The 25,562-nt window shown below is 71.8% G+C and carries 12 protein-coding genes, 1 tRNA gene and 2 rRNA genes (1 of these 15 cut by a window edge); 3 read left to right on the forward strand and 12 right to left on the reverse strand.

All coding sequences use genetic code 11. From position 1 onward, the window contains the following. The first annotated feature begins 97 nt into the window (after positions 1–97). On the forward strand, positions 98–4,849 hold the full coding sequence (locus QPK52_RS06470) for an ATP-dependent helicase (protein ID WP_410536057.1): 4,752 nt from the start codon (positions 98–100) through the stop codon (positions 4,847–4,849). A 134-nt stretch (positions 4,850–4,983) separates the two neighbouring features. Continuing rightward, positions 4,984–5,787: an Fpg/Nei family DNA glycosylase gene (locus QPK52_RS06475; protein WP_410536058.1), complete on the forward strand. Its 804-nt coding sequence runs from the start codon at positions 4,984–4,986 to the stop codon at positions 5,785–5,787. A 178-nt stretch (positions 5,788–5,965) separates the two neighbouring features. On the opposite strand, the gene QPK52_RS06480 is transcribed toward QPK52_RS06475, so the two are convergent. From QPK52_RS06480 to QPK52_RS06515, 8 genes are all read right to left on the reverse strand, one after another. Further along, positions 5,966–6,349 (reverse strand): helix-turn-helix domain-containing protein, encoded by a 384-nt coding sequence (locus QPK52_RS06480; protein WP_093663381.1) that lies wholly within the window; start codon positions 6,347–6,349, stop codon positions 5,966–5,968. A gap of 94 nt (positions 6,350–6,443) precedes the next feature. Continuing rightward, entirely contained in the window at positions 6,444–7,088 is a 645-nt protein-coding gene (locus tag QPK52_RS06485; RefSeq protein WP_410536059.1) for a CinA family protein, read from the reverse strand. Next, entirely contained in the window at positions 7,078–7,722 is a 645-nt protein-coding gene (pgsA, locus tag QPK52_RS06490) for a CDP-diacylglycerol--glycerol-3-phosphate 3-phosphatidyltransferase (protein WP_410536060.1), read from the reverse strand. The genes QPK52_RS06485 and pgsA overlap by 11 nt, the downstream gene beginning before the upstream one ends. After that, entirely contained in the window at positions 7,719–9,230 is a 1,512-nt protein-coding gene (gene rimO / locus QPK52_RS06495) for a 30S ribosomal protein S12 methylthiotransferase RimO (protein WP_410536061.1), read from the reverse strand. The genes pgsA and rimO overlap by 4 nt, the downstream gene beginning before the upstream one ends. Positions 9,231–9,278: 48 nt before the next feature. Further along, positions 9,279–10,082 (reverse strand): RodZ domain-containing protein, encoded by an 804-nt coding sequence (locus tag QPK52_RS06500; RefSeq protein ID WP_410536062.1) that lies wholly within the window; start codon positions 10,080–10,082, stop codon positions 9,279–9,281. A gap of 186 nt (positions 10,083–10,268) precedes the next feature. Then, positions 10,269–12,968, reverse strand: a complete 2,700-nt coding sequence (locus QPK52_RS06505) for a DNA translocase FtsK (RefSeq protein ID WP_410536063.1) — start codon at positions 12,966–12,968, stop codon at positions 10,269–10,271. A 149-nt stretch (positions 12,969–13,117) separates the two neighbouring features. Then, complete coding sequence (locus QPK52_RS06510) at positions 13,118–13,801, reverse strand: two-component system response regulator (protein WP_093663375.1); 684 nt, start codon at positions 13,799–13,801, stop codon at positions 13,118–13,120. 244 nt (positions 13,802–14,045) lie between these two features. Next, complete coding sequence (locus QPK52_RS06515; protein ID WP_410536064.1) at positions 14,046–19,583, reverse strand: HAMP domain-containing protein; 5,538 nt, start codon at positions 19,581–19,583, stop codon at positions 14,046–14,048. Between the two features lie 367 nt (positions 19,584–19,950). On the opposite strand from QPK52_RS06515, the gene QPK52_RS06520 reads away from it, so the two are divergent. Beyond that, on the forward strand, positions 19,951–22,599 hold the full coding sequence (locus QPK52_RS06520; RefSeq protein WP_410540235.1) for a SpoIIE family protein phosphatase: 2,649 nt from the start codon (positions 19,951–19,953) through the stop codon (positions 22,597–22,599). A gap of 80 nt (positions 22,600–22,679) precedes the next feature. Here QPK52_RS06520 and QPK52_RS06525 read toward each other — a convergent pair. The 4 genes from QPK52_RS06525 to QPK52_RS06540 all read right to left on the reverse strand — a co-directional run. Further along, positions 22,680–22,752, reverse strand: a tRNA-Thr gene (locus QPK52_RS06525). Between the two features lie 87 nt (positions 22,753–22,839). After that, positions 22,840–23,550, reverse strand: coding sequence for a DegT/DnrJ/EryC1/StrS family aminotransferase (locus QPK52_RS06530; RefSeq protein WP_410536065.1), 711 nt, complete (start codon positions 23,548–23,550; stop codon positions 22,840–22,842). A gap of 97 nt (positions 23,551–23,647) precedes the next feature. Beyond that, a 5S ribosomal RNA gene (gene rrf / locus QPK52_RS06535) occupies positions 23,648–23,764 on the reverse strand. A 73-nt stretch (positions 23,765–23,837) separates the two neighbouring features. Beyond that, positions 23,838–25,562 (reverse strand): 23S ribosomal RNA (locus tag QPK52_RS06540) (it continues 1,394 nt past the right edge of the window).

A 25,562-nucleotide genomic window follows, 5' to 3' on the forward strand; every position in this document is an offset into this window, starting at 1 on the left:
GCGGCTCCGGCCGCGGGGCCGCTGCGGGGGCCGCTGCGGGGGCCGGAGCCGGGAGGCCGGTACGGGGATGTCAGTGAGGGGGTGCACGATGGAGGCCATGGACCGGTCACCGGCTCTCGACGCGTTCTCCCCCGCGACCCGCTCCTGGTTCACGGGGGCCTTCCAGGCTCCCACCGCCGCCCAGGAGGGCGCCTGGCGGGCGATCGCCGAGGAGCGCGACGTCCTGGTCGTCGCGCCGACCGGCTCCGGCAAGACCCTGGCCGCCTTCCTCGCCGCCCTGGACCGGCTGGCGGCCACGCCGCCCCCGGCCGATCCGGCCCGCCGCTGCCGTGTGCTGTACGTCTCACCGCTGAAGGCCCTGGCGGTGGACGTCGAGCGCAATCTGCGCAGCCCGCTGACGGGCATCCGCCAGGAGTCGGTGCGGCTGGGGCTTCCCGAGCCCGACGTCCGCGTCGGCGTCCGCTCCGGCGACACCCCGCCAGCCGAGCGCCGCGCGCTGGTCCGGCGCCCGCCGGACATCCTGATCACCACGCCCGAGTCGCTGTTCCTGATGCTCACCTCCGCCGCCCGCGAGGCCCTGCGCGGAGTGGAGACGGTGATCCTGGACGAGGTGCACGCCGTGGCCGGGACGAAGCGCGGCGCGCACCTGGCGCTCTCCCTGGAGCGTCTGGACGAGCTGCTGGACCGCCCGGCCCGCCGCATCGGGCTGTCGGCGACGGTGCGGCCGGTGGACGAGGTGGCGCGCTTCCTCTCGCCCCGCCGCGGCGCGCACGTCGTGCAGCCGCCCTCGGGCAAGGAGTTCGACCTGTCGGTCGTGGTGCCCGTGCCGGACATGGGCGAGCTGGGCGGCTCGCCGGTGCGGGACGCGGGCGGGGAGGGGCCCGGCGGCCAGGGGGACCGGCCGTCCATCTGGCCGTCGGTGGAGGAGCGGATCGCCGACCTCGTCCAGGCCCACCGTTCCACCATCGTCTTCGCCAACTCCCGGCGCCTGGCCGAGCGGCTGTGCAACCGGCTCAACGAGATCGCCTACGAGCGGGCCACCGGCGAGCCCGTCCCCGAGGGGCACTCGCCCGCCGAGCTGATGGGGGGGTCGGGAGCCTCGGGGGGCGCGCCGCCGGTACTGGCCCGCGCCCACCACGGCTCGGTCTCCAAGGAGCAGCGGGCACAGGTCGAGGAGGATCTGAAGGCGGGACGCCTGCCCGCCGTGGTCGCCACCTCCAGTCTGGAGCTGGGCATCGACATGGGCGCGGTGGACCTGGTGATCCAGGTCGAGTCGCCGCCCTCGGTCGCCTCCGGGCTGCAGCGGGTGGGCCGCGCCGGGCACCAGGTGGGCGCGGTCTCGGCCGGGGTGGTCTTCCCCAAGTACCGGGGCGACCTGGTGCAGTCCGCGGTGGTCACCGAGCGGATGCGCGAGGGCGCCATCGAGGCCCTGCGCGTCCCCTCCAACCCGCTGGACGTGCTGGCGCAGCAGATCGTCGCCATGGCCTCCATGGACACCTGGGACGTCGACGAGCTGCTCGCGGTCGTGCGGCGCGCCGCGCCCTTCGCGTCGCTGCCGGAGTCGGCGTACACCGCCGTGCTGGACATGCTCGCCGGGCGCTATCCCTCCGACGCCTTCGCCGAGCTGCGTCCCCGCCTGGTGTGGGACCGCGTCGCCCACACCGTCGCCGGCCGCCCCGGGGCCCAGCGGCTGGCGGTCACCTCGGGCGGGACGATCCCCGACCGCGGTCTGTTCGGCGTCTTCCTCGCCGGCTCCGACCCGAAGAAGGGCGGCGGACGCGTCGGGGAACTGGACGAGGAGATGGTCTACGAGTCGCGGGTGGGCGACGTGTTCACCCTGGGCACGACCAGCTGGCGCATCGAGGACATCACCCGCGACCGCGTCCTGGTCACCCCCGCCCCCGGCGTTCCCGGGCGGCTGCCGTTCTGGAAGGGCGACCAGCTCGGCCGCCCGCTGGAGCTGGGCCGCGCGCTGGGTGCGTTCCTGCGCGAGATCGGCGGACTGGCCCCGGAGGCGGCCCGGGAGCGGCTGGCGGCGGCCGGGCTGGACGGGTGGGCCGTCGACAACGTCCTGGCCTATCTGGACGAGCAGCGGCAGGCCTGCGGACACGTCCCCGACGACCGGACGATCGTCGTGGAGCGCTTCCGCGACGAGCTGGGCGACTGGCGGATCGTGGTCCACTCCCCCTTCGGCGCCCAGGTGCACGCGCCCTGGGCGCTGGCGCTGGGAGCCCGGCTCGGCGAGCGGTTCGGCATGGACGCGCAGGTCATGCACGCCGACGACGGCATCGTGCTGCGGCTGCCCGACACCGATCTGATGGGCTTCGACCTCGGCGCGGACTTCGGCGCGGCTCCGGCCCCGGGCTCCGCGAACGCCCCGGACCACGACCCGGACCAGCCTCCCGTCGGCGCCGCCGACGTCCTGTTCGACCGCGACGAGGTGGAGCGGACCGTCACCGACCAGGTCGGCGGCTCGGCCCTGTTCGCCTCCCGCTTCCGCGAGTGCGCCGCCCGCGCCCTGCTGCTGCCCCGCCGCGATCCCGGCCGGCGCACACCGCTGTGGCAGCAACGCCAGCGTGCCGCCCAACTGCTCCAGGTGACCAGTGAGTTCGGATCGTTCCCGATCGTCCTGGAGGCGGTGCGCGAGTGCCTCCAGGACGTCTTCGACGTACCCGGACTGGCCGAGCTGATGGGTGATGTCGAGTCGCGCCGGGTGCGCCTGGTGGAGGTCACCACACCCGAGCCCTCCCCGTTCGCCCGCTCCCTGCTGTTCGGATACGTCGCCCAGTACCTGTACGAGGGCGACTCCCCGCTCGCCGAGCGCCGCGCCGCCGCGCTGTCGCTGGACTCCCGGCTGCTGGCCGAGCTGCTGGGCCGTGCCGAGCTGCGCGAGCTGCTCGATCCGGAGGTCCTGGCCGAGCTGGAGCGCGAGTTGCAGTGGCTGCCCGGCGACGGCTCCGGCGACGGGGCCGGCGGGGTTCCCCGGGTCAAGGACGCCGAGGGCGTCGCCGACGTACTGCGCCTGCTGGGCCCGCTCACCGGCGACGAACTGGCCGAGCGGGGCGCCGAGCCGCAGTGGGCGAGGGAGCTGGAGCACGCCCGTCGCGCCATCCGCGTCCGTATCGCGGGCCGCGAGCACTGGGCGGCCGTCGAGGACGCGGGGCGGCTGCGGGACGCGCTGGGCGCGGCGCTGCCCGTCGGTGTGCCCGAGGCCTTCACCGAGCCCGTGGCCGATCCGCTGGGCGACCTGCTGGCCCGGTACGCCCGCACCCACGGCCCGTTCACCACCGCGCGGGCCGCCGAGCGCTTCGGTCTGGGCACGGCGGTCGCCGACGGCGCCCTGCACCGGCTGGCGGCGGCCGGCCGGGTGGTCCGGGGCGAGTTCCACCCCTCGGGAATCGAGCAGGAGTGGTGCGACACGGGTGTGCTGCGGCGGCTGCGCCGCCGCTCCCTGGCCGCGCTGCGCCAGGAGCTGGAGCCGGTGCCGCCCGCCTCGCTCGCCTTGTTCCTGCCCCAGTGGCAGCATCTGGGGGCCGAGGCCGGCGGGCTGCGCGGCGTCGACGGGCTGCTGCGCGCCGTCGAACAGCTCCAGGGCGCCCCCGTGCCCGCCTCCGCCCTGGAGAAGCTGGTCCTGCCGTCCCGCGTCGCCGACTACCACCCGGCGATGCTGGACGAGCTGACCGCCGCCGGAGAGGTCCTCTGGGCGGGTGCGGGCGCGCTGCCGGGCAAGGACGGCTGGGTCCGCCTCCACCTCGCCGACAGCGCCCCGCTGCTGCTGCCCGACGCCCTCCCGCTGGAGCCCACCCCGCTCCACCGGGCTGTCCTGGAGGCGCTCTCGGGCGGGTACGGCCTGTTCTTCCGGCAGATCGCCGACCGGGTGCGCGCCACCGGGCACGAGGCGTCCGATGCCGAGCTGGCCGAGGCCGTGTGGGACCTGGCCTGGTCCGGGCGGCTCACGGGCGACACCCTCACCCCGCTGCGCGCCCTGCTCGGCTCCGGCCGCACCGCGGGGGCCACGGCGCACCGCGCCAGGCGGAGCACCCCCCGCGGCCGGTACGGCTCCCCCGTCCCCCTGCCTCCCGTCGCGCCGGCCGGTGCCTCCCGCCGTCCCACCGCCTCCCGGAACGGCCCTCCGACGGTCGCCGGCCGCTGGTCGCTGCTGCCCGACCGGGAGACCGATCCCACTCACCGGGCCCACGCCCTGGCCCGCACCCTGCTGGACCGGCACGGCGTGGTCACCCGGGGCGCGGTCGCCGCCGAGGGGGTCGAGGGCGGCTTCTCGGCCGCCTACCGCGTGCTGTCGGCCTTCGAGGAGAGCGGCCGGGCCCGGCGCGGCTATGTGGTGGAGGGGCTGGGTGCCGCCCAGTTCGCCGTGGACGGCGCGGTGGACCGGCTGCGCGCGATCAGCACGGCCCGCGAGAAGCCCGAGGGCACCCGCCCGCGCACCGCCGTACTCGCCGCCGCCGATCCCGCCAACGCCTACGGGGCCGCCCTGCCCTGGCCCGATCCGCCCTCCCCCGCCGCGGCCGCCGACGGCGGACCGGCCCCGGGCAGGGCGGCCGCGGCCCACAAGCCGGGCCGCAAGGCGGGTTCCCTGGTGGTGCTGGTCGACGGCGAGCTCGTCCTCTACCTCGAGCGCGGCGGCAGGACGCTGCTGGCCTGGCGGACCGAGGGGCCGTCGCTGAACGCCGCCGTCGAGGCGCTGGCCGGGGCCGCGCACCGCGGGATGCTGGGCACTCTGACCGTGGAGCGTGTCAACGGCTCCCCGGCCCTGGGCTCCCCCGTCGGCGCCGCCCTGGAGGCCGCGGGCTTCCACGCGACCCCGCGCGGGCTGCGGTTGCGCGCATGACGGCGTGACGGTGCTGCGGCAGGAGGCCCGGGACTCGCGGGGACCGAGGAGGCGCGGGACGCGTAGGGGCCGGGACGGCGGGAAGCGGTCGAGGAGCGGACGCCGAAAGCGACGGACGGGAGAGGAGCGGCCGGGTGCCCGAGGGAGACACCGTCTGGCGCACCGCCCGGCAGCTGGACAGGGCGCTGTCGGGAGCGCCCCTCGCCCGCTGCGACCTGCGCGTGCCCAAGCTCGCCACCGTCGACCTCACCGGACGCGAGGTGCTGGAGACCGTCGCGCGCGGCAAGCACCTCCTCACCCGCTTCGAAGGCGGTCTGACGCTCCACTCCCATCTGCGGATGGACGGCGCCTGGCGCGTCTACGCATCCGGCCGCCGGTGGAGCGGCGGCCCCGGCCACCAGATCCGCGCCGTCCTCGCCACCGCCGCCCAATCGGCCGTGGGGTACCGCCTCCCCGTCCTGGAGCTGCTGCGCACCGCCGACGAGGACGGGGCCGTGGGTCATCTGGGCCCGGACCTCCTGGGCCCCGACTGGGACGAGGCGAAGGCCCTGAGCCGCCTGCTGGCGGATCCCGCCCGCCCTGTCGCCGAGGCCCTGCTGGACCAGCGCAACCTGGCCGGGATCGGCAACGTCTACGCGGCGGAGCTCTGCTTCCTGGGCAGGGTGACGCCCTGGCTGCCGGTCGGCGAGGTCCCCTCCCCCGGGCGTCTGACGGCTCTGGCGAAGAAGCTGCTGGAGGTGAACAAGGCCCGCACGCTCCGCGTCACCACCGGCGACGTGCGCGCCGGCCGGAACCTGTGGGTGTACGGCCGTGCGGGGAAGCCGTGCCCGCGCTGCGGCACGACCGTCCGCACCTGGGTGCCCGGGCCCTCCACCACCCGGCGCGTGGCGTACTGGTGCCCCGGCTGCCAGACGGGGCCCCCGCCCCCGCCGCTCTGAACGAGGGATCCGCACGTCCGGACGGCGAATCGGCCCGAGCGGCGGCCGGATCACGGTCCGCCGCCGCGCCCGGCGGCGGACTCGCCCGGCGACGCCGCGGGCCCGGCCCGGACGCGGGATACGCGTCCGGGCCGGGCCCGCGGTGGTTCTCTCGCGGGGTGTGCCCGCGCCGCACCGGTCAGGCGGCGACGACGTCCACGGCCTCCGTCGGCGCCTTGATGGTCACCCGCTCCCCCGATCGCTCCGTGACGGACGTCACGGTGACCGGGTTGAGAACGGGACGGCGCATCGGCGCGGGGACCGTGTCGCTCGCCGCGGACTGCGCCAGCTCCGCGAGCGCCAGCTCGTCGCTGACCTCCCGCATCAGCTCGGACATCCGCACGTCCAACGCCTCGCAGATCGAGGCGAGCAGTTCGGAGGAAGCCTCCTTCTGCCCCCGCTCGACCTCGGAGAGGTAGCCGAGCGACACCCGGGCGGACGAGGAGACTTCGCGCAGGGTACGGCCCTGGCGCTGGCGCTGCCGACGCAGCACGTCACCCAGCAGGCGACGGAGCAGAATCATCGGTGGCTCCCTCCTAGGACCGCTGACCCGGATCCTTCTTGCCCCACCGTACCGCCTTGGGCCGCGGCCGTGCGGGGAGCGATGCTGTGTTCACTCAGGGCTGCAAACATCCATTCCCCCCACTGTGTTCCGTATCCTTTGCCGGCGCATTTTCCATGAGTTCGCTCAAGAGCAACTGGATGACGGCCCGTACGCTCCCGTCGCGGATCTCCGCCCGGTCGCCGTCCAGGCTCAGTCTCAGCGCCACGCGGCGGACGCCCCCGCCGGCCTGCTGCGACCCGGCCGGCGCGTCCACCGCGTCCGCCGCACCGGAGGCGTCCGGTCCGGCGACCGCCACATAGACCCTGCCCACCGGCTTGCCGTCCTGCGGCTCGGGGCCGGCCACCCCGGTGGTCGCCACTCCCCAGTCCGTGCCCAGTACGCGTCTGACGCCGACCGCCATCTGCCGGGCCACCTCGGCGTCGACCGCGCCCCGTTCCCGCAGCAGTTCCCCGTCCACCCCGAGGACCTCGTGCTTGACCTCGGTGGCGTAGGCGGTGACCGAGCCCCGTACGGTCGCCGAGGCGCCGGGAGCGGCGGTCAGTTCGGCCGCGACGAGCCCACCGGTCAGCGACTCGGCCGCGGCGACGGTCTGGCCGCGGTCCGCCAGCAGCTTCAGCGCCTGCGCGGTGATCCGCCTGGTCTCGTCGGCACCGCCGTCGGGGCCGAGCCCGGGCTCGGCCTCCCTCTCACCGCTCATCGGCGCGCTCCGCCGCCAGACCTGCCCGCCGCAGGACCAGTGCCTGCCGCACGTAGTCCAGCCCGGTGCCGACCGTCAGCGCCACGGCCGCGGCCATCACCCACCAGCGCAGTGTGGCGAGCGGCCCGGTCAGGGCCAGGATGTACATGCCCACGGCGACGCCCTGGGTGAGGGTCTTCATCTTCCCGCCCCGGCTGGCCGGGATCACGCCGTGCCGGATCACCCAGAAGCGCATCAGGGTGATGCCGATCTCCCGGAAGAGGATCACACCCGTGACCCACCAGGGCAGGTCGGAGAGCGCCGACAGGCAGATCAGCGCCGCACCCATGATCGCCTTGTCCGCGATCGGATCGGCGATCTTGCCGAAGTCGGTGACCAGGTCGTACCGCCGCGCCAGTTCGCCGTCGAAGAGGTCGGTGATCATCGCGATGGAGAAGGCCGCCCAGGCGAAGGCGCGCCAGACCGGGTCGTGCCCCCCGTCGGCGAGCATCAGGAACACGAAGGCCGGCACCAGGAGGAGCCTCACCATGGTGAGGATGTTCGCGATGTTCCACAGGCTCACCGTGCGGACCGCGGCGGTCTTCCGTCGCGCCATGGCTCCACCACCCGCTGCTGAGGCCGGGATGTCCGTCATGCGCCCGCCTCCTCACTACTCTCGGAGCACCCCCAGACGACGTCCGGGGGCGGCTCGGCAACGAGATCCACACCCTCGGTCGCCACCACCTTCGCTTCGACCATCTGTCCCACGGAGAGCTGCGAGGAGCCGGTGAGACCGGTGAGGAACGTCTGCCCGTCGGTCTCAGGGGCCTGGTGCGCCCCGCGCCCGACCGGGCCGTCCTCTCCGTCCACCGACTCGACCAGTACCCGTACGGTCTCGCCGACGCGCTCCTCCGCGCGCTGCGCGGTCAGCTCCTCGGCGAGCCGCGAGACGCGGTCCAGCCGCTCGGCCACCGTCTCGGGGTCGGTCTTGTCCTCGTAGGTCGCCGCTTCGGTACCTTCCTCGTCCGAGTACCCGAAGACTCCGATCGCATCCAGCCTGGCCGCGACCAGAAAACGCTCCAGTTCCGCGAGGTCCGCCTCGCTCTCGCCGGGGAAGCCCACGATGAAGTTCGAGCGGACGCCCGCCTGCGGCGCCCTGGCGCGGATGGTGTCCAGCAGTTCGAGGAAGCGGTCGGTGTCGCCGAAGCGCCGCATGGCGCGCAGCACGCCCGGGGCGGAGTGCTGGAAGGAGAGGTCGAAGTAGGGGGCGACCTTCTCCGTGCCGGTCAGGACGTCGATCAGCCCGGGCCGCATCTCGGCGGGCTGCAGGTAGCTCACCCGGATCCGCTCGATGCCGTCCACCGCGGCCAGCTCCGGCAGCAGCGTCTCCAGCAGGCGGATGTCGCCGAGGTCCTTGCCGTAGGAGGTGTTGTTCTCGGAGACCAGCATGACCTCCTTCACCCCCTGCTCCGCCAGCCAGCGGGTCTCGCCCAGCACGTCCGAGGGGCGCCGGGAGACGAAGGCTCCGCGGAAGGAGGGGATGGCGCAGAACGAGCACCGGCGGTCGCAGCCGGAGGCCAGTTTCACCGAGGCGACCGGGCTGCTGTCCAGCCGCCTGCGCAGCGGCGCCCGCGGGCCCGAGGCCGGGGCCACCCCGTCGGGCAGGTCGGCGGGGGACGAGCCGGCCGCGGCTGCGTCCCCGTGCCCGGGCAGCGCGACGGCGGCGCCCTGCCGCTCCGCCGGGCTGATGGGCAGGAGCTTGCGGCGGTCCCTCGGGACGTGGGGGACGTGGGCGCCGCCGGAGAGGATGGTGCGGAGGCGGTCCGAGATGTCGGTGTAGTCGTCGAAGCCGAGCACCCCGTCGGCCTCGGGCAGCGCCTCGGCCAGTTCCTTGCCGTAGCGCTCGGCCATGCAGCCGACCGCGACCACGGCCTGGGTGCGGCCGTGGTCCTTGAGGTCGTTCGCCTCCAGCAGGGCGTCTACGGAGTCCTTCTTGGCGGCCTCGACGAAGCCGCAGGTGTTGACGACGGCGACGTCCGCGTCGGCGGCTTCCTCGACGAGCTCCCAGCCGTCCGCCGCCAGACGGCCTGCGAGCTCCTCCGAGTCCACCTCGTTGCGGGCGCATCCAAGGGTGACGAGGGCGACGGTGCGGCGTTCGGGCATGGGCTTAAGCCTACTTCGTTCCACCCGGCCCACCCGCCGCCAGGGTCATCACCCCTGCTCCGGGTCCCCCTTGGTGTAGCTGACGCGCTGCACCTGGCCGACTTCGCCGACCTTGTCGACCTCCTTGCCGTTGACGAAGAGGGTGACCGCACCGGCGTTGCCGAGCACCAGGTCGATCCGCTTGTCGTCGGTGAAGGTCCTGGAGTCGCCGTCCTGGAGGACGCCCTCCTCCAGCAGCCGGCCGTTGTGGGCCTCGGCCGAGAACCAGCTCTTGCCGTCCTCGGCGACCAGCTTGACCGTGACCTTGTCGGCGGGCGCGGCGGCGATGGCGCTCTCGGAGACGGACGGGTCCGGGTCGGGCTCGGCGGGCTTGGCGGGATCCGGCTCGCCGGCGGGATCCGGCGACGGGCCGTCCTGGGCCACCGGGGTGCGCGCCGGCTCGTCACCGCCGCTGAAGAGGGTGAAGCCGACGAAGCCCACCACGGCCACGATCGCGGCGACCATGGCGGCGGTCCAGTTCGGGCGGCTCGGCTCGGGACGGATGCGTTCGGCCTCGAAGAGGGCGGCCGCGGGGGTGGGCGCCGGACGGCCGCCGTGCTCGGCGTCGTACTGCGCCACCAGCTCGTCCGGATCCAGACCGACGGCCTTGGCGAGGGTGCGGACATGACCGCGGGCGTAGACGTCGCCTCCGCATCGGGAGAAGTCGTCCTGTTCGATGGCGTGCACGATCGGGACGCGCACACGGGTGGTCGCACTGACCTCGTCCACCGTCAGTTGCGCGTCGATACGGGCCTTCTGGATCGCCTGACCGACCGAAGGCCGGTCTTCTGGGGGAGAGTTGCCGATGGACACGGGGGCGCCTTTCGAGCGTGAGCCACCTGCTGGGTGTTCAGTCTAGAGGGGGTGCGGAAGGGTGGGGCAAGCGGGCGGAGGGAGTCTGTCCGCCATAGGGATGGCCGTGCCACCCATCGGTGAACACCGACCGCGTGCTCCCTCACGTTGACGTTTTGCCAGGGAGAAGGGTTGCCTAGCTCATTCCTACGAGTGAGTTTCCCCGCGAATCATCGCGAGTACGTCCTCCAGCTCGTCGGGCTTGACCAGAACGTCCCGCGCCTTGGAGCCCTCGCTGGGGCCGACCACTCCGCGCGACTCCATCAGGTCCATCAGCCTGCCCGCCTTGGCGAACCCCACGCGCAGCTTGCGCTGGAGCATCGAGGTGGACCCGAACTGCGTGTTGACCACCAGCTCGGCCGCCTGGCACAGCAGGTCCAGGTCGTCGCCGATCTCCTCGTCGATCTCCTTCTTCCTGCCCTGCCCGACCGTGACGTCGTCGCGGAAGACCGGGGCCATCTGCTTCTTGCAGTGCGCCACGACGGCCGCGACCTCCTCCTCCGTCACGAAGGCGCCCTGCATACGGGTGGGCTTGCCGGCCCCCATCGGCAGGAACAGTCCGTCGCCCTTGCCGATCAGCTTCTCGGCGCCCGCCTGGTCGAGGATGACCCGGCTGTCGGCGAGCGAGGAGGTGGCGAAGGCCAGGCGCGACGGCACGTTCGCCTTGATCAGACCGGTGACGACGTCGACGGAGGGGCGCTGGGTGGCCAGCACCAGATGGATGCCCGCCGCCCGCGCGAGCTGGGTGATCCGCACGATCGCGTCCTCCACGTCGCGCGGCGCCACCATCATCAGGTCGGCCAGCTCGTCCACGATGACCAGCAGGTACGGGTAGGGGGCGAGCTCGCGTTCGCTGCCCTCGGCGGCCTTGACCTTCCCCGCGCGCACCGCGGCGTTGAAGTCGTCGATGTGGCGGAAGCCGTAGGCGGCCAGGTCGTCGTAGCGCAGGTCCATCTCGCGTACGACCCACTGCAGCGCCTCGGCGGCCTTCTTGGGGTTGGTGATGATCGGGGTGATCAGGTGCGGGATGCCCTCGTACGCGGTCAGCTCCACCCGCTTGGGGTCCACCAGCACCATCCGGACGTCCTCCGGGGTGGACCGGATCATCACCGAGGTGATCAGGCAGTTGATGCAGGAGGACTTCCCGGAGCCGGTCGCGCCCGCCACCAGGATGTGCGGCATCTTCGCCAGGTTGGCCGTGACGTAGCCGCCCTCGACGTCCTTGCCGAGCCCGACCAGCAGCGGATGGTCGTCGCCGGCGGCCTCCGCCAGGCGGAGCACGTCGCCGAGGTTGACCATCTCGCGGTCGGTGTTGGGGATCTCGATGCCGACCGCCGACTTGCCGGGGATCGGGCTGATGATCCGCACGTCCGGGCTGGCGACGGCGTAGGCGATGTTCTTGGCCAGTGCGGTGATCTTCTCGACCTTCACCGCGGGGCCGAGCTCCACCTCGTAGCGCGTGACCGTCGGGCCGCGGGTGAAGCCGGTGACGACGGCGTCCACCTTGAACTCGGAGAAGACGGTCGTCAGCGACTCCACGACCGCGTCGTTGGCGGCGCTGCGGGTACGGCCCGGCCCGCCGCGCTCCAGCAGGTCCAGCGAGGGCAGCGCATAGGTGACGTCCCCGGCGAGCCGGAGCTGCTCGGCACGCGGCGGCAGGGGGTCGGCGGGCGGCTCGGCCGGCGCCTTGGTCAGGTCCGGTACGGAAGCGGTCCGTTCCTTCCGCTCCGGGCTCTCCCGCTCCGCGCTCCCCCGTTCCCCGCTCTGCCGCTCGCCCCCGCCGTCCCGCTCGGCGCGGACCGAGCTGGTGAGGTCGGCGACCAGCGGCGAGGGCTGTACGCCGTGCAGGACGGCGCCCTCCAACTGGGCCGCCGCGGCGGCGGCCACGTCCACCGCGCCCGGGGAGCCGTCCGGGGTACGCGCGGCCCGGGGGGTGCGGCGGGAGCGGCGCCGGCCGTCCAGCGCGTCCTTCTCCGCCTGGAACGCGTCGTCGCCGTCCTTGCGCAGCCTCGCCCGTCGCGGCCGGGGCTCCTCCTCGCCGTACGCATCGCGGTCGGCGTACCCTTGCGGCCCGCCGCGGGAATCGGTGTCCTGCGCCACCAGCCCGAGCCGCACGCCCAGTTGGCGCAGCCGCTGGGGGACGGCGTTGACGGGGGTGGCGGTGACGACGAGCAGCCCGAAGACGGTCACCAGCAGCAGCAGCGGTACGGCCAGGGCCGCGCTGACGGTGAGGACCAGCGGCTGGGAGACGGCCCAGCCGATCATGCCGCCCGCGTCCCGTACCGCCTCGTGGCCCTCACCGCGCCCCGGCGAACCGCAGGCGATGTGCACCAGCCCCAGCACGCCGACGGCCAGCGCGGACAGCCCGATGACGATGCGTCCGTTGGCCTCCGGCTTCTCCGGATGCCGCATCAGCCGCACCGCGACGGCGCCCAGCAGCACCGGCGCCACCAGGTCCATACGGCCGAAGGCTCCGGTCACCAGCATCCCGACCAGATCGCCCACCGGCCCCTGCAGGTTGGACCAGGTGCCGGCCGCGACCACCAGGGCGATGCCCAGCAGCAGCAGCGCCACCCCGTCCTTGCGGTGCGCCGGGTCCAGTCCCCTGGCCCCCCGGCCCACGCCGCGCAGCAGCGCCCCGACGGCGTGCGCGACCCCGAGCCAGACGGCCCTGACCAGCCGGAAGACGGCGTTGGTGGGAGAAGGCGCGGGTCTGGGCGGGACCTTCGCCGCCCTCCCCGGCGCCGGTTTCCTGGGCGCGGCAGACCTCGGTGCCGGGGCCTTCCTGGCGGGAGCCTTCTTGGCGGGCGCCTTCTTGGCGGCCTTGCCGGACGTACGTGAGGCCATGGTGCCGAGATTACCCGCGAGAGCCCCTCAAGACACGGACGCCCGTGCGGTCGGCGGGACGGGGGCGTGCCCGGCCCGCGGCACACGGGACCCGGCCGGGACTGGGCGGGGTGACCCCCCGTCGGGCCGCTCGCACACCTGGCGGCGGGTCAGTTCTGCGACGGGAGCGAGGCCGGCCGTCCGTCGTTGCCCGGCTCCAGCGCGTCCAGCGCCCGCCGCAGGCCGGTGAGCTTGCGCTCCAGGTGCGCGGCCGTGGCGACGGCCGCGGCGTCCGAGGACTCGTCCAGGTGCTTGGACAGCGCCTCGGCCTGCTCCTCCACCGCCGCCAGCCGCGCGGAGAGTTCGGCCAGGAGGCCCGAGGGCTCCGTCCCCTTGTCGCCGTCCTCGCCGGAGCGCCGGCCCTCGAGCTGGAGCCGCAGCAGGGCCGCCTGCTCACGCAGCTGAACGTTCTTCATGTACAGGTCGACGAAGACCGACACCTTCGCCCGCAGAACCCACGGGTCGAACGGCTTGGAGATGTAGTCCACCGCGCCGGCCGCGTAGCCGCGGAAGGTGTGGTGCGGACCGTGGTTGATGGCCGTGAGGAAGATGATCGGGATGTCCCGGGTGCGCTCCCGTCGCTTGATGTGGGCGGCGGTCTCGAAACCGTCCATGCCCGGCATCTGCACATCCAGCAGGATGACCGCGAAGTCGTCCGTGAGCAGCGCCTTGAGCGCCTCCTCCCCTGACGATGCCCGTACCAGCGTCTGGTCCAGCGCGGAGAGGATGGCCTCCAGCGCCAGCAGATTCTCCGGTCGGTCATCGACCAGGAGGATCTTGGCCTTCTGCACCATGGCCCGTCCTCCTCGCCCTGGCAGCGCTCTGGACGCCGCCACCGGCAACGACTCCTTTGCGCCGCCCGTTCTTGTGCCGGTCATGGTAGCCCCACCTCGCGGCCCACCACACCCTGTCACCGAGATGTCACTGTGCACGTACCTGAAACGCTGTGAGAGACCCGAAGGTTCCCCGATTGCTGCATTTCCACACCTAATGCGTCGCACTTCACCGGCACGCCGCCGACCACGGAACCATCGCACATCACTCCCCGCGCATCCACCGCGCCATGACGGACAGCAGATGATCGGTGTCCACCGGCTTGGTGACGTAGTCGGACGCCCCGGCCTCGATGCTCTTCTCCCGGTCGCCCTTCATCGCCTTCGCCGTCAGCGCGATGATCGGCAGCCCGGCGAACTGCGGCATCCGCCGGATCGCCGCGGTCGTGGCGTACCCGTCCATCTCCGGCATCATGATGTCCATCAGGACGACCGCCACGTCGTCGTGCTGCTCCAGCACCTCGATGCCCTCGCGCCCGTTCTCGGCGTAGAGCACCTGCAGGCCGTTCTGCTCCAGCACGCTGGTGAGCGCGAAGACGTTGCGGATGTCGTCGTCGACGATGAGCACCTTCTCACCGCCGAAGGCGCCCCGCGGACGCTCCTCCGCCCTCCGGGAGGTGTCCTGCCACACCTCCCCGCCGCTCTCCGGCTCCTGCGGCGGGGGCTGCTTCCGCGGCATGGGGGGAACCTGCCGTCGGCGGGAGGCGAGGGCCGCAGCGGCGCGCTCGGCGGCGGGCACGTCCAGGGTGCCGCCCGCCTCCCGGGCCTGCTCCTCCTCGGCGCCGGAAGCCCCGGACGCCCCGGACGCGGCGGAGGGAGCAGGGGCCCCGGACCCGCCGCCCGGCTCCCCCTCGGCCGCGGGAGCGGGAGCGGGCGCGGCCTCCCGGGAGCCCTCCCCCGGCTGCGGGTGGCCCTGGGGCGGCAGGTCGCCGGCGGTCAGGGGCAGGTAGAGGGTGAAGGTCGAGCCGCGGCCCGGCTCACTGACCGCGTGGATCTCGCCGCCGAGCAGCCGCGCGATCTCGCGGCTGATGGACAGCCCCAGGCCGGTGCCGCCGTACTTGCGGCTGGTCGTGCCGTCCGCCTGCTTGAACGCCTCGAAGATCACACGCATCTTGCTCTGCGCGATCCCGATGCCGGTGTCGGTCACCGAGAAGGCGATCAGGTCGGAGTCGGGGTCGCGCAGCGAACCGTGCTCCAGCATCTGCTCGCGGATCGACTCCGGCACGTCCGCCCCGGCCGAGCGGATCACCAGCTCCACCGCACCGCTGTCGGTGAACTTCACCGCGTTAGACAGCAGGTTGCGCAGCACCTGCAGCAGGCGCTGCTCGTCGGTGTGGAGGGTGGGGGGCAGTTCCGGCGAGACCCGCACGGAGAAGTCGAGCCCCTTCTCCGCGGTGAGCGGCCGGAAGGTCGCCTCCACGTAGTCCACGAGCTGCACCAGCGCGATACGGGTGGGGCTGACGTCCATCTTGCCGGCCTCGACCTTGGACAGGTCCAGGATGTCGTTGATCAGCTGGAGCAGGTCGGAACCGGCGCCGTGGATCGTCTCGGCGAACTCCACCTGCTTGGGCGAGAGGTTCCCCTCGGCGTTGTCGGCCAGCAGCTTGGCGAGGATCAGCAGCGAGTTGAGCGGGGTGCGCAGCTCGTGCGACATGTTCGCCAGGAACTCGGACTTGTAGCGCATCGAGACCGCCAACTGCTCGGCGCGCTCCTCCAGGACCTGCCGGGCGTCCTCGATCTCGGAGTTCTTGATCTCGATGTCGCGGTTGGTCTTGGCCAGCAGCTCCGCCTTCTCCTCCAGCTCCTCGTTCGATGCCTGCAGGGCCCGCTGGCGGCTCTCCAGCTCCACCGACCGCTCCTGGAGCTGCTCGGCCAGCTCCTGCGACTGCCGCAGGAGCACCTCGGTCTTGGTGTTGACGCTGATGGTGTTGACGCTCGTGGCGATCATCTCGGCGATCTGGCTCAGGAAGTCCTTCTGGATCTGGGTGAAGGGCTGGAAGGTGGCCAGTTCGATGACGCCGAGCACCCTGCCCTCGAAGAGCAGCGGCAGCACGATCACCTGGGCGGGCGGCGCCTCGCCGAGCCCGGAGGCGATCTTCAGATAGCCGGGCGGCGCGTGCTCGACGAGGATCGTGCGCTTCTCCTCGGCCGCGATGCCCACCAGGGACTCACCGGGCAGGAAGGTCGTGGGCATGGTGCCCGGGGAGTAGCCGTAGGTGCCGATCATCCGCAGCTCGTACGAGCCGTCCTCGCTCGCCCCCACCCCGAGCTCCGGGCCGCCGCCGGTCGGGGCGGCCACGAAGAACGCGCCGTGCTGGGCGGAGACCACCGGGGTCAGCTCGCTCATGATCAGCCGTGCCACGTCCTCCAGGTCGCGGCGGCCCTGCATCAGACCGGAGATACGGGCGAGGTTGCCCTTGAGCCAGTCCTGCTCCTGGTTGGCGAGCGTGGTCTCGCGCAGCGTGGCGATCATGGTGTTGACGTTGTCCTGGAGCGCCAGGATCTCGCCGGCGGCGTCCACGTCGATCTTCACGTTGTGGTCGCCGCGGGTAACCGCCGCGGCGACCGCCGCGATGGCGCGCACCTGACGGGTCAGATTGCCCGCCATCTCGTTCACCGACTCGGTGAGGTCCTTCCAGGTGCCCGAGACGCCGTCGACCCGCGCCTGGCCGCCCAGCTGCCCCTCGGTGCCCACCTCACGGGCCACCCGCGTGACCTGCTCGGCGAACGAGGAGAGCTGGTCCACCATCGTGTTGATGGTGGTCTTCAGCTCCAGGATCTCGCCGCGCGCGTCGATGTCGATCTTCTTGGTGAGGTCGCCCTTGGCGATCGCGGTGGTGACCATCGCGATGTTGCGGACCTGGCCGGTGAGGTTGGAGGCCATGGAGTTCACGGACTCCGTCAGGTCCTTCCAGGTGCCCGACACCCCGGGCACCCGCGCCTGGCCGCCCAGGCTTCCCTCGGTGCCCACCTCGCGCGCCACCCGCGTCACCTCGTCGGCGAACGACGACAGGGTCGTCACCATGGTGTTGACGGTGTCGGCGAGCTGGGCGACCTCGCCGCTGGCCTCCACGGTGACCTTCTTGGTCAGGTCGCCGTTGGCGACCGCGGTGGCGACCTGGGAGATGTTGCGGACCTGGCCCGTCAGATTGGACGCCATCAGGTTGACGTTCTCGCTCAGGTCCTTCCAGATGCCGGTGACGCCCGGCACATGGGCCTGACCGCCGAGGATGCCCTCGGTGCCCACCTCACGGGCCACCCGAGTGACCTGCTCGGCGAACGAGGAGAGCTGGTCCACCATCGTGTTCACGGTCGTCACCAGGGCGAGGATCTCCCCCTTGGCGTCGACGGTGATCTTCTTGGACAGGTCGCCCCGGGCGACCGCGGTGGTGACCTCGGCGATGTTCCGCACCTGCGAGGTGAGGTTGTTCGCCATGCCGTTGACGGACTGGGTGAGGTCCTTCCAGGTACCCGAGACCCCCTCCACCTCGGCCTGGCCGCCGAGGATGCCCTCGGTGCCCACCTCGCGCGCCACCCGAGTGACCTGCTCGGCGAACGAGGAGAGCTGGTCCACCATCGTGTTGAGGGTGTTCTTCAGCTCCAGGATCTCCCCGCGCGCGTCCACGTCGATCTTCTGCGACAGATCGCCCCGCGCCACCGCCGTCGCGACCTGGGCGATGTTGCGGACCTGGGCCGTGAGGTTGCCCGCCATGCCGTTGACCGAGTCGGTCAGGTCGCGCCACACCCCGGCCACGCCCGGCACCTGCGCCTGGCCGCCCAGCCGCCCCTCGGTGCCCACCTCGCGGGCCACCCGGGTGACCTGGTCGGCGAAGGCGGAGAGCTGGTCGACCATCGTGTTGATGGTGTTCTTCAGCTCCAGGATCTCCCCGCGCGCGTCGACCTCGATCTTCTGCGACAGATCGCCCCGCGCCACCGCCGTCGTCACCTGCGCGATGTTGCGGACCTGGGAGGTGAGGTTGCCCGCCATGAAGTTGACGGAGTCGGTCAGGTCCTTCCAGGTGCCCGAGACGCCGTCGACCCGCGCCTGGCCGCCCAGCCGCCCCTCGGTGCCCACGTCCCGGGCCATCCGGGTCACCTGCTCGGCGAACGAGGACAGCTGGTCGACCATGGTGTTGACGGTGTTCTTCAGCTGGAGCATCTCGCCGGAGACGTCCACCGTGACCTTCTGCGACAGATCGCCGTTGGCGACCGCCGTCGTCACCTGCGCGATGTTGCGGACCTGGCCGGTGAGGTTGCGGAACGCGGTGTTCACCGAGTCGGTGAGGTCCTTCCAGGTGCCCGCCGCCCCCGGCACCTGCGCCTGGCCGCCGAGCTCGCCCTCGACGCCGACCTCCCGGGCGACCCGGGTGACCTCGGAGCCGAAGGCGGAGAGCTGGTCGACCATCGTGTTGACGGTGTTCTTCAGCTCCAGCATCTCGCCGGAGACGTCCACCGTGACCTTCTGCGACAGATCGCCGTTGGCGACCGCCGTCGTCACCTGCGCGATGTCCCGCACCTGCGCCGTGAGGTTGCGGAACGCGGTGTTCACCGAGTCGGTGAGGTCCTTCCAGGTGCCCGCCGCCCCCGGCACCTGCGCCTGGCCGCCGAGGATGCCCTCGGTGCCCACCTCGCTGGCCGCGCGCGTCACCTCGTCGGCGAACGTCCGCAGCGTCTCGGTCATCGTGTTGATGGTGTCGGCGAGCTGGGCCACCTCGCCGCGCGCGTTCACCGTCACCTTCTGCGACAGGTCGCCGTTGGCGACCGCGGTGGTCACCCGTGCGATCTCACGGACCTGGGAGGTGAGGTTGCCCGCCATCGTGTTGACGGAGTCGGTCAGGTCCTTCCACACGCCGCCGGCCCCCGGCACCCTGGCCTGGCCGCCGAGCTGGCCCTCGGTGCCCACCTCGCGCGCGACGCGCGTCACCTCGGACTGGAAGGCGGAGAGCTGGTCCACCATCGTGTTGACGGTGTTCTTCAGCTCCAGCATCTCGCCGGCCACGTGCACGGTGACCTTGCGGGACAGATCGCCCTTGGCGACCGCGGTGGTCACCAGCGCGATGTCGCGGACCTGGGCGGTCAGCCGGGACGCCATCGTGTTGACGGAGTCGGTCAGGTCCTTCCAGGAGCCGGACATGCCGCGCACCCGCGCCTGGCCGCCCAGCTTCCCCTCCGTGCCCACCTCGCTGGCTACGCGCGTCACCTCGTCGGTGAACGTCGAGAGCTGGTCGACCAGCCCGTTGACGGTGCGCCCCACCTTCAGGAACTCGCCGCGCAGCGGATGCGTCACCCCGCCCGGCCCCTGGACCCGCAGGTCCATGCGCTGCTCCAGGTCGCCCTCGGCCACCGCCGACAGCACCCGGCCGACCTCGGAGACGGGCCGCACCAGATCGTCCACCAGCGCGTTCGACGCGTCGATGGCCGTGGCCCAGGCCCCCTCGCAGGCACCGGTCTCCAGTCGCTCGGTCAGCTTGCCGTCCTTGCCGACCACCCTGCGCACCCGTGCCAGCTCGCTGGTCAGGTGGAGGTTGCGGTCGGCGACCTCGTTGAAGACCGCGGCGATCTCGGCCATCGGGCCGTCGCCGGCGACGGTGAGACGCTTGCGGAAGTTCCCGTCCCGCATCGCCTCCAGGGCGGTCAGCAGCCGGTTGACCGCGGCCACCTCAACCTCGATCACCCCGTTTGCCCGAGACCGTCCGTTTTTTGTGCGCGTGCTGGCGCCTCGCGCCGCTCCGCCAGACTGCACCGTGTCCCTCCCTCTGGGTCGAACGTTCCGCCCGGGCATTCACTTCGAGCCTTCCCAGTGTTTCACCATGGTGGAACCAGGCGATAACAGTTCGGCAGCATCGCACACCACCGACTGAACGCCTCAAGGGGGAAACACCCGCATCCGGGGCCCGCCGGTACTGCGAACGTAAGTAACCTGGCATCCGGCTGTCCATCCGCTCCGGCCCGCCGGGCGCGAAGGACACGTGGTCACGACGGGTATTCGAAGGGGCGCTGCGGTGGACGAGGCGAATGCCGGGCAGCGGCTGGCCGCGGCGGTGGGCGCCCAGCGGGGCCCCCTGCCGCCCGCGCGTACGGACGGCGACGACAGATCCATGGGGAGAACAGTGATCACGGCGCGAGCAGCGGCCACCTTCGAGCCGGTCGGACGCTCGGTCGCGAGTGCCCGCGCCTTCGTGCGCGACACCCTCCAGGGCTGGGGTCTGGCCGACATCGTCGACGATGCCGTCGTCCTCACCAGCGAACTGGTCACCAACGCCGTCGTCCACGCCGGCACCGCCGCCGACGTCCTGTGCCTGCGCGACGGCGACGGAAGCGTACGCGTGGAGGTCGCCGACCACTACCCCGACCGCGGGCTGCCCGTCCAGGACCTGGGCCACCACTTCGGCGACCCCGACCGCGAGGGAGGCCGCGGCCTGCTGCTGTGCGCCTCGCTCGCCGACCGCTGGGGTGTGGAGTACACCGCCGTCGACAAGCGCGTCTGGTTCCGCCTGGAGCTCCCCGAGCGCCCGGTCGGCACCCGCAGCGCCGGTCCCGCGCTCCCCGACAGCGCCCTGCCCACGACCGACACCCGGGTCCGCGTCGCCGTTCTGCAGGTCGACCGCGCCGGCGCCGTCTCCGCCTGGAACGACGACGCCCGCGAGCTGTTCGGCTACACCGCCGAGCAGGTCACCGGCAAGCCGCTGACCGATCTCGCCGCCTGGCCCCACACCCCCGGCATCGGCACCGGCATCGCCGAGGCCCTGGCCCTCTCCCGCTGGGAGGGCTCGTACGGCGTCCGCGGCTCGGACGGCCGCACCATCCCGGTCTACGCCTCCCACCTGCGCGTACGCGACGCCGACGGCGAACCGTCCACCGTGTGCCTGCTGGTGCGCGACCACGAGCGCGCGGTGCTGCAGTCCCCCGCGCGCGGTGCGGCGTCCGACTCCGCGGGTGCCCCGGAGAGCCGCGACCGGGCCGGCGCCGACCCCTTCGAGGTCTTCATCGGCTCCCCTCCCCCGGACGACCTCGACGGCCTCCTCCAGCGCACCGTCGAGCGCGCCCGCGACATGCTCGACGGCGACGCCGCCTTCCTGCTGCTGGCCACCGACGACGAGACCGAGCTGGAGGTCCGCGCCACCACCGGCCTGCCCTCCGCCCGCCAGCGCTTCGCCCGCGTTCCCGTCGAGGCGGGCAGCGGCCGCTACGGCTCGGCCCGGATGCCCTCGGTCCACGAGGACCTCTCCGCGGTCCCCGGTGCGGTCCCCCTCCTGGAGGGGACGGGGATGCGCTCGGTCGTCACCGTCCCGCTGAAGGTCGAGGGGCGGCTGACCGGCTCCCTGGGCGTCTCGGCCGAGGCTCCGGGCCGCTACACCAACGAGGAGGCCCTGCGGCTGCAGTTCGCCGCGGACCGGATCGCGCTCGCGGTGGAGTCCGCGCGCCTGACCGAACTGGAGCGGCTGCGCCGCGGCTCGCTGTCCTTCCTCGTCGAGGCGTCCGACCTGCTCGCCGGCACCCTCGACCGCGACCAGACGCTCGCCCTGATGGCCCAGATGACGGTCCCCACCCTCGCCACCTGGTGCGCCGTCTACACCATCGCCGACCAGTCCTCCGAGCCCGAACTCTCCTACGTCCTGCACGAGGACGAGGACCGCATCGACGGCCTCAAGGCCCTGCTGTCCAAGGTCCCCCCGCCCGACCCGGTGCCCACCCCGGGCGCGCGGGTGTGGACCGTCCCGGGCGACGCGGCGCACTCCGCCGCGCTGCGCACCTCCCTGCGCAGCCTGGGCCTGGACCAGAGCGGCCTCTCCCTCGACCGCCTCCCCGCCTCCATCTCCTCGAACGCCGCCGGCACCACCCTCGCCACCGCCGCCACGGTCGGCGGGGAGACGGTGGTGCTGCCGCTGGTGGCCCGCAACCGCGTCATCGGCATGCTCACCCTGGGCAAGCCGACCGAGGAGCGCTTCCGCCAGGAGATCCTGGAGCTGGCCGAGGACCTCTCCCGCCGGGCCGCCCTCGCCCTGGACAACGCCCGGCTCTACAGCGAGCGCACGGCCATCAGCCAGTCCCTCCAGCGCAGTCTGCTGCCGCCCGAGCTCCCCGACGTCCCCGGCGTCGAGGTGGAGGTCATCTACCGCGCCGCGGGCGAGGGCAACGAGGTCGGCGGCGACTTCTACGACCTCTTCCCCATCCGCGACGGCGCGTACGGCTTCGCCATCGGCGACGTCTGCGGCACCGGCCCCGAGGCCGCGGCCGTCACCGGGCTGGCCCGCCACGCGCTGCGCCTGCTGGCCCGTGAGGGCTTCGGAGGGCCGGCCGTCCTGGAGCGGCTCAACGCCGCGATCCTGGACGAGGGCGCCCGCAGCCGGTTCCTGACCCTGCTCTACGGCGAGCTGTGGCCTCAGCCGGAGGGCGGCGCCGTCCTCCGGGTCGTCTGCGCGGGCCACCCGCTTCCGCTGCGTCTGCGCCAGGACGGCACCGTCGAGCCGGCCGCCGAGCCGCAGCCGCTGCTGGGTGTGATGGACGACCTGGAGCTGTACGAGGAGACCGTCACCCTCGATCCGGGCGACGTCCTGCTGTGCGTCACCGACGGTGTGACCGAGCGCCGCGAGGGCGACCGCATGCTCGGCGACGACGGCCTCGCCGACGTCCTCACGACGTGCACGGGCCTGACGGCGGGCGCGGTGGCCGCGCGCATCATGCGCGCGGTGGAGCGTTTCGCCGCCGACGCGCCTTCCGACGACATGGCGATCCTCGCCATGCGCGTCCCCGAGTGACGGCGGCAGGCACACGCCTGTGGACCCGTACCGAAACAACGAGGCCCCCGCCTTGCGGCGGGGGCCTCGTTCCTTTCCGGAGCCCCAATACGGAATCGAACCGTAGACCTTCTCCTTACCATGGAGACGCTCTGCCGACTGAGCTATTGGGGCGAGCCAGCGGGATAGATCATACCTGAATCCCGGGGCATGGTTGACCACCCGGCCCTCCCGGTCGCCTCCGGGAGTCCTCTCCGCTTCTCAGCAGGCCGGTTCCATCAGCAGACCACCCAGTGCGTTGCAGGCGGAGACGATCCGCTGCAGCTCGCGGCGGGTCATCGACGCCTCCAGAGGCAGCGCCAGGCACTCCGCCGCCGCCCGCTCGGTCTCGGGCAGCCGGACGTCCGTCCGGAACTGCGGCAGGCGGTGCAACGGGGTCCTCACCGGCACGTGGCACCGTACTCCGCGAGCCCGCAGAGCGTGCTTGAAGGCGTCCCTGTCGGGCCGCCCGTTCCCCGGCACCCGCACCACGTACTGCTCGTACGTGTGGCGCACTCCGGCCGCGACGCGCGGGACGACCACACCGGTCAGCCTGGCGCTCAGGAACTCGGCGTGCTGCCTGCGCCGAACGGCCTCCACCGAGGGGACGGCAGCCGGCGCCCCTGACTCGACCACCTTCATCCCGTGGCGCTGCGCCAGGGCATGCAGACAGACCATGTCGGCCGGGTGGCCGAAGAGGTGCACGGGGACCACCGCGGCGGTCCGCTCGTTCACCGCCGCGGCGACGGAAGCGGGGTCGATGCAGAAGCTCCCGGGATCGATGTCGGCGAAGACTGGCAGTGCGCCGACCCCCCGTACCGCCGCCGCCACCTCGCTGTCGCAGTACGCGGGCACGACCACCTCGTCCCCGATACCTATGCCCTGCTCCTCGAGCCCGGCTCGCAGCGTGTCGCTCAGCGTCGTCGTCCCCATGCCGGAGATGCTGGCGGCGCCACGTGAACTCCCGGTTACACAAAGAAAAAAGGCCGTGGCCCCCGGAATTAACTCCAGGGGCCACGGCCCAATAATTGTTCGGCGGCGTCCTACTCTCCCACACGGTCCCCCATGCAGTACCATCGGCGCTGAAAGGCTTAGCTTCCGGGTTCGGAATGTAACCGGGCGTTTCCCTCACGCTGTGACCACCGAAACACCATGACACACACGCACCGCCGGCCAGACGGGTCGTGGTCTCAGAACCCACACAGTGGACGCGAACATCTACGGACAAGCCCTCGGCCTATTAGTACCAGTCAACTCCACCGGTCACCCGGCTTCCATCTCTGGCCTATCAACCCGGTCGTCTCCCGGGAGCCTTACCCCCTTCAAGGGGTGGGAGTCCTCATCTCGAAGCAGGCTTCCCGCTTAGATGCTTTCAGCGGTTATCCCTCCCGAACGTAGCCAACCAGCCATGCCCTTGGCAGAACAACTGGCACACCAGAGGTTCGTCCGTCCCGGTCCTCTCGTACTAGGGACAGCCCTTCTCAAGACTCCTACGCGCACAGCGGATAGGGACCGAACTGTCTCACGACGTTCTAAACCCAGCTCGCGTACCGCTTTAATGGGCGAACAGCCCAACCCTTGGGACCGACTCCAGCCCCAGGATGCGACGAGCCGACATCGAGGTGCCAAACCATCCCGTCGATATGGACTCTTGGGGAAGATCAGCCTGTTATCCCCGGGGTACCTTTTATCCGTTGAGCGACGGCGCTTCCACCAGCCACCGCCGGATCACTAGTCCCGACTTTCGTCCCTGCTCGACCCGTCAGTCTCACAGTCAAGCTCCCTTGTGCACTTACACTCACCACCTGATGACCAACCAGGCTGAGGGAACCTTTGGGCGCCTCCGTTACCCTTTGGGAGGCAACCGCCCCAGTTAAACTACCCACCAGACACTGTCCCCGATCCGGATCACGGACCCGGGTTAGACATCCAGCACGACCAGAGTGGTATTTCAACAACGCCTCCACACACACTGGCGTGCATGCTTCACCGGCTCCCACCTATCCTACACAAGCCGAACCGAACACCAATATCAAGCTGTAGTAAAGGTCCCGGGGTCTTTCCGTCCTGCTGCGCGAAACGAGCATCTTTACTCGTAGTGCAATTTCACCGGGCCTATGGTTGAGACAGTCGAGAAGTCGTTACGCCATTCGTGCAGGTCGGAACTTACCCGACAAGGAATTTCGCTACCTTAGGATGGTTATAGTTACCACCGCCGTTTACTGGCGCTTAAGTTCTCAGCTTCGCGGCGCCGAAGCACCACTAACCGGTCCCCTTAACGTTCCAGCACCGGGCAGGCGTCAGTCCGTATACCTCGCCTTACGGCTTCGCACGGACCTGTGTTTTTAGTAAACAGTCGCTTCTCGCTGGTCTCTGCGGCCACCCCCAGCTCACCGTGCAAGACGGATCACCAGGCGTGGCCCCCCTTCTCCCGAAGTTACGGGGGCATTTTGCCGAGTTCCTTAACCATAGTTCACCCGAACGCCTCGGTATTCTCTACCAGACCACCTGAGTCGGTTTAGGGTACGGGCCGCCGTGCAACTCGCTAGAGGCTTTTCTCGACAGCATAGGATCATCCACTTCACCACATCGGCTCGGCATCAGGTCTCAGGCTCTCGTGCCAGACGGATTTACCTACCTGGCGCCCTACACCCTTACCCCGGGACAACCACCGCCCGGGCTGGACTACCTTCCTGCGTCACCCCATCACTCACCTACTACCGGATCGGGCCGTCGGCTCCACCAGCACCGCACCCCGAAGGATGCGGGCGGCTTCACGGACTTAGCATCACCGGGCTCGGCCCTTGCGCTCCACAGCGGGTACCGGAATATCAACCGGTTATCCATCGACTACGCCTGTCGGCCTCGCCTTAGGCCCCGACTTACCCTGGGCAGATCAGCTTGACCCAGGAACCCTTGGTCAATCGGCGCAGGAGTTTCCCACT

Origin of the sequence: Streptomyces sp. KL2, from assembly GCF_046529545.1 — a bacterium.
GTDB classification, from domain to species: Bacteria; Actinomycetota; Actinomycetes; order Streptomycetales; family Streptomycetaceae; genus Streptomyces; species Streptomyces radiopugnans.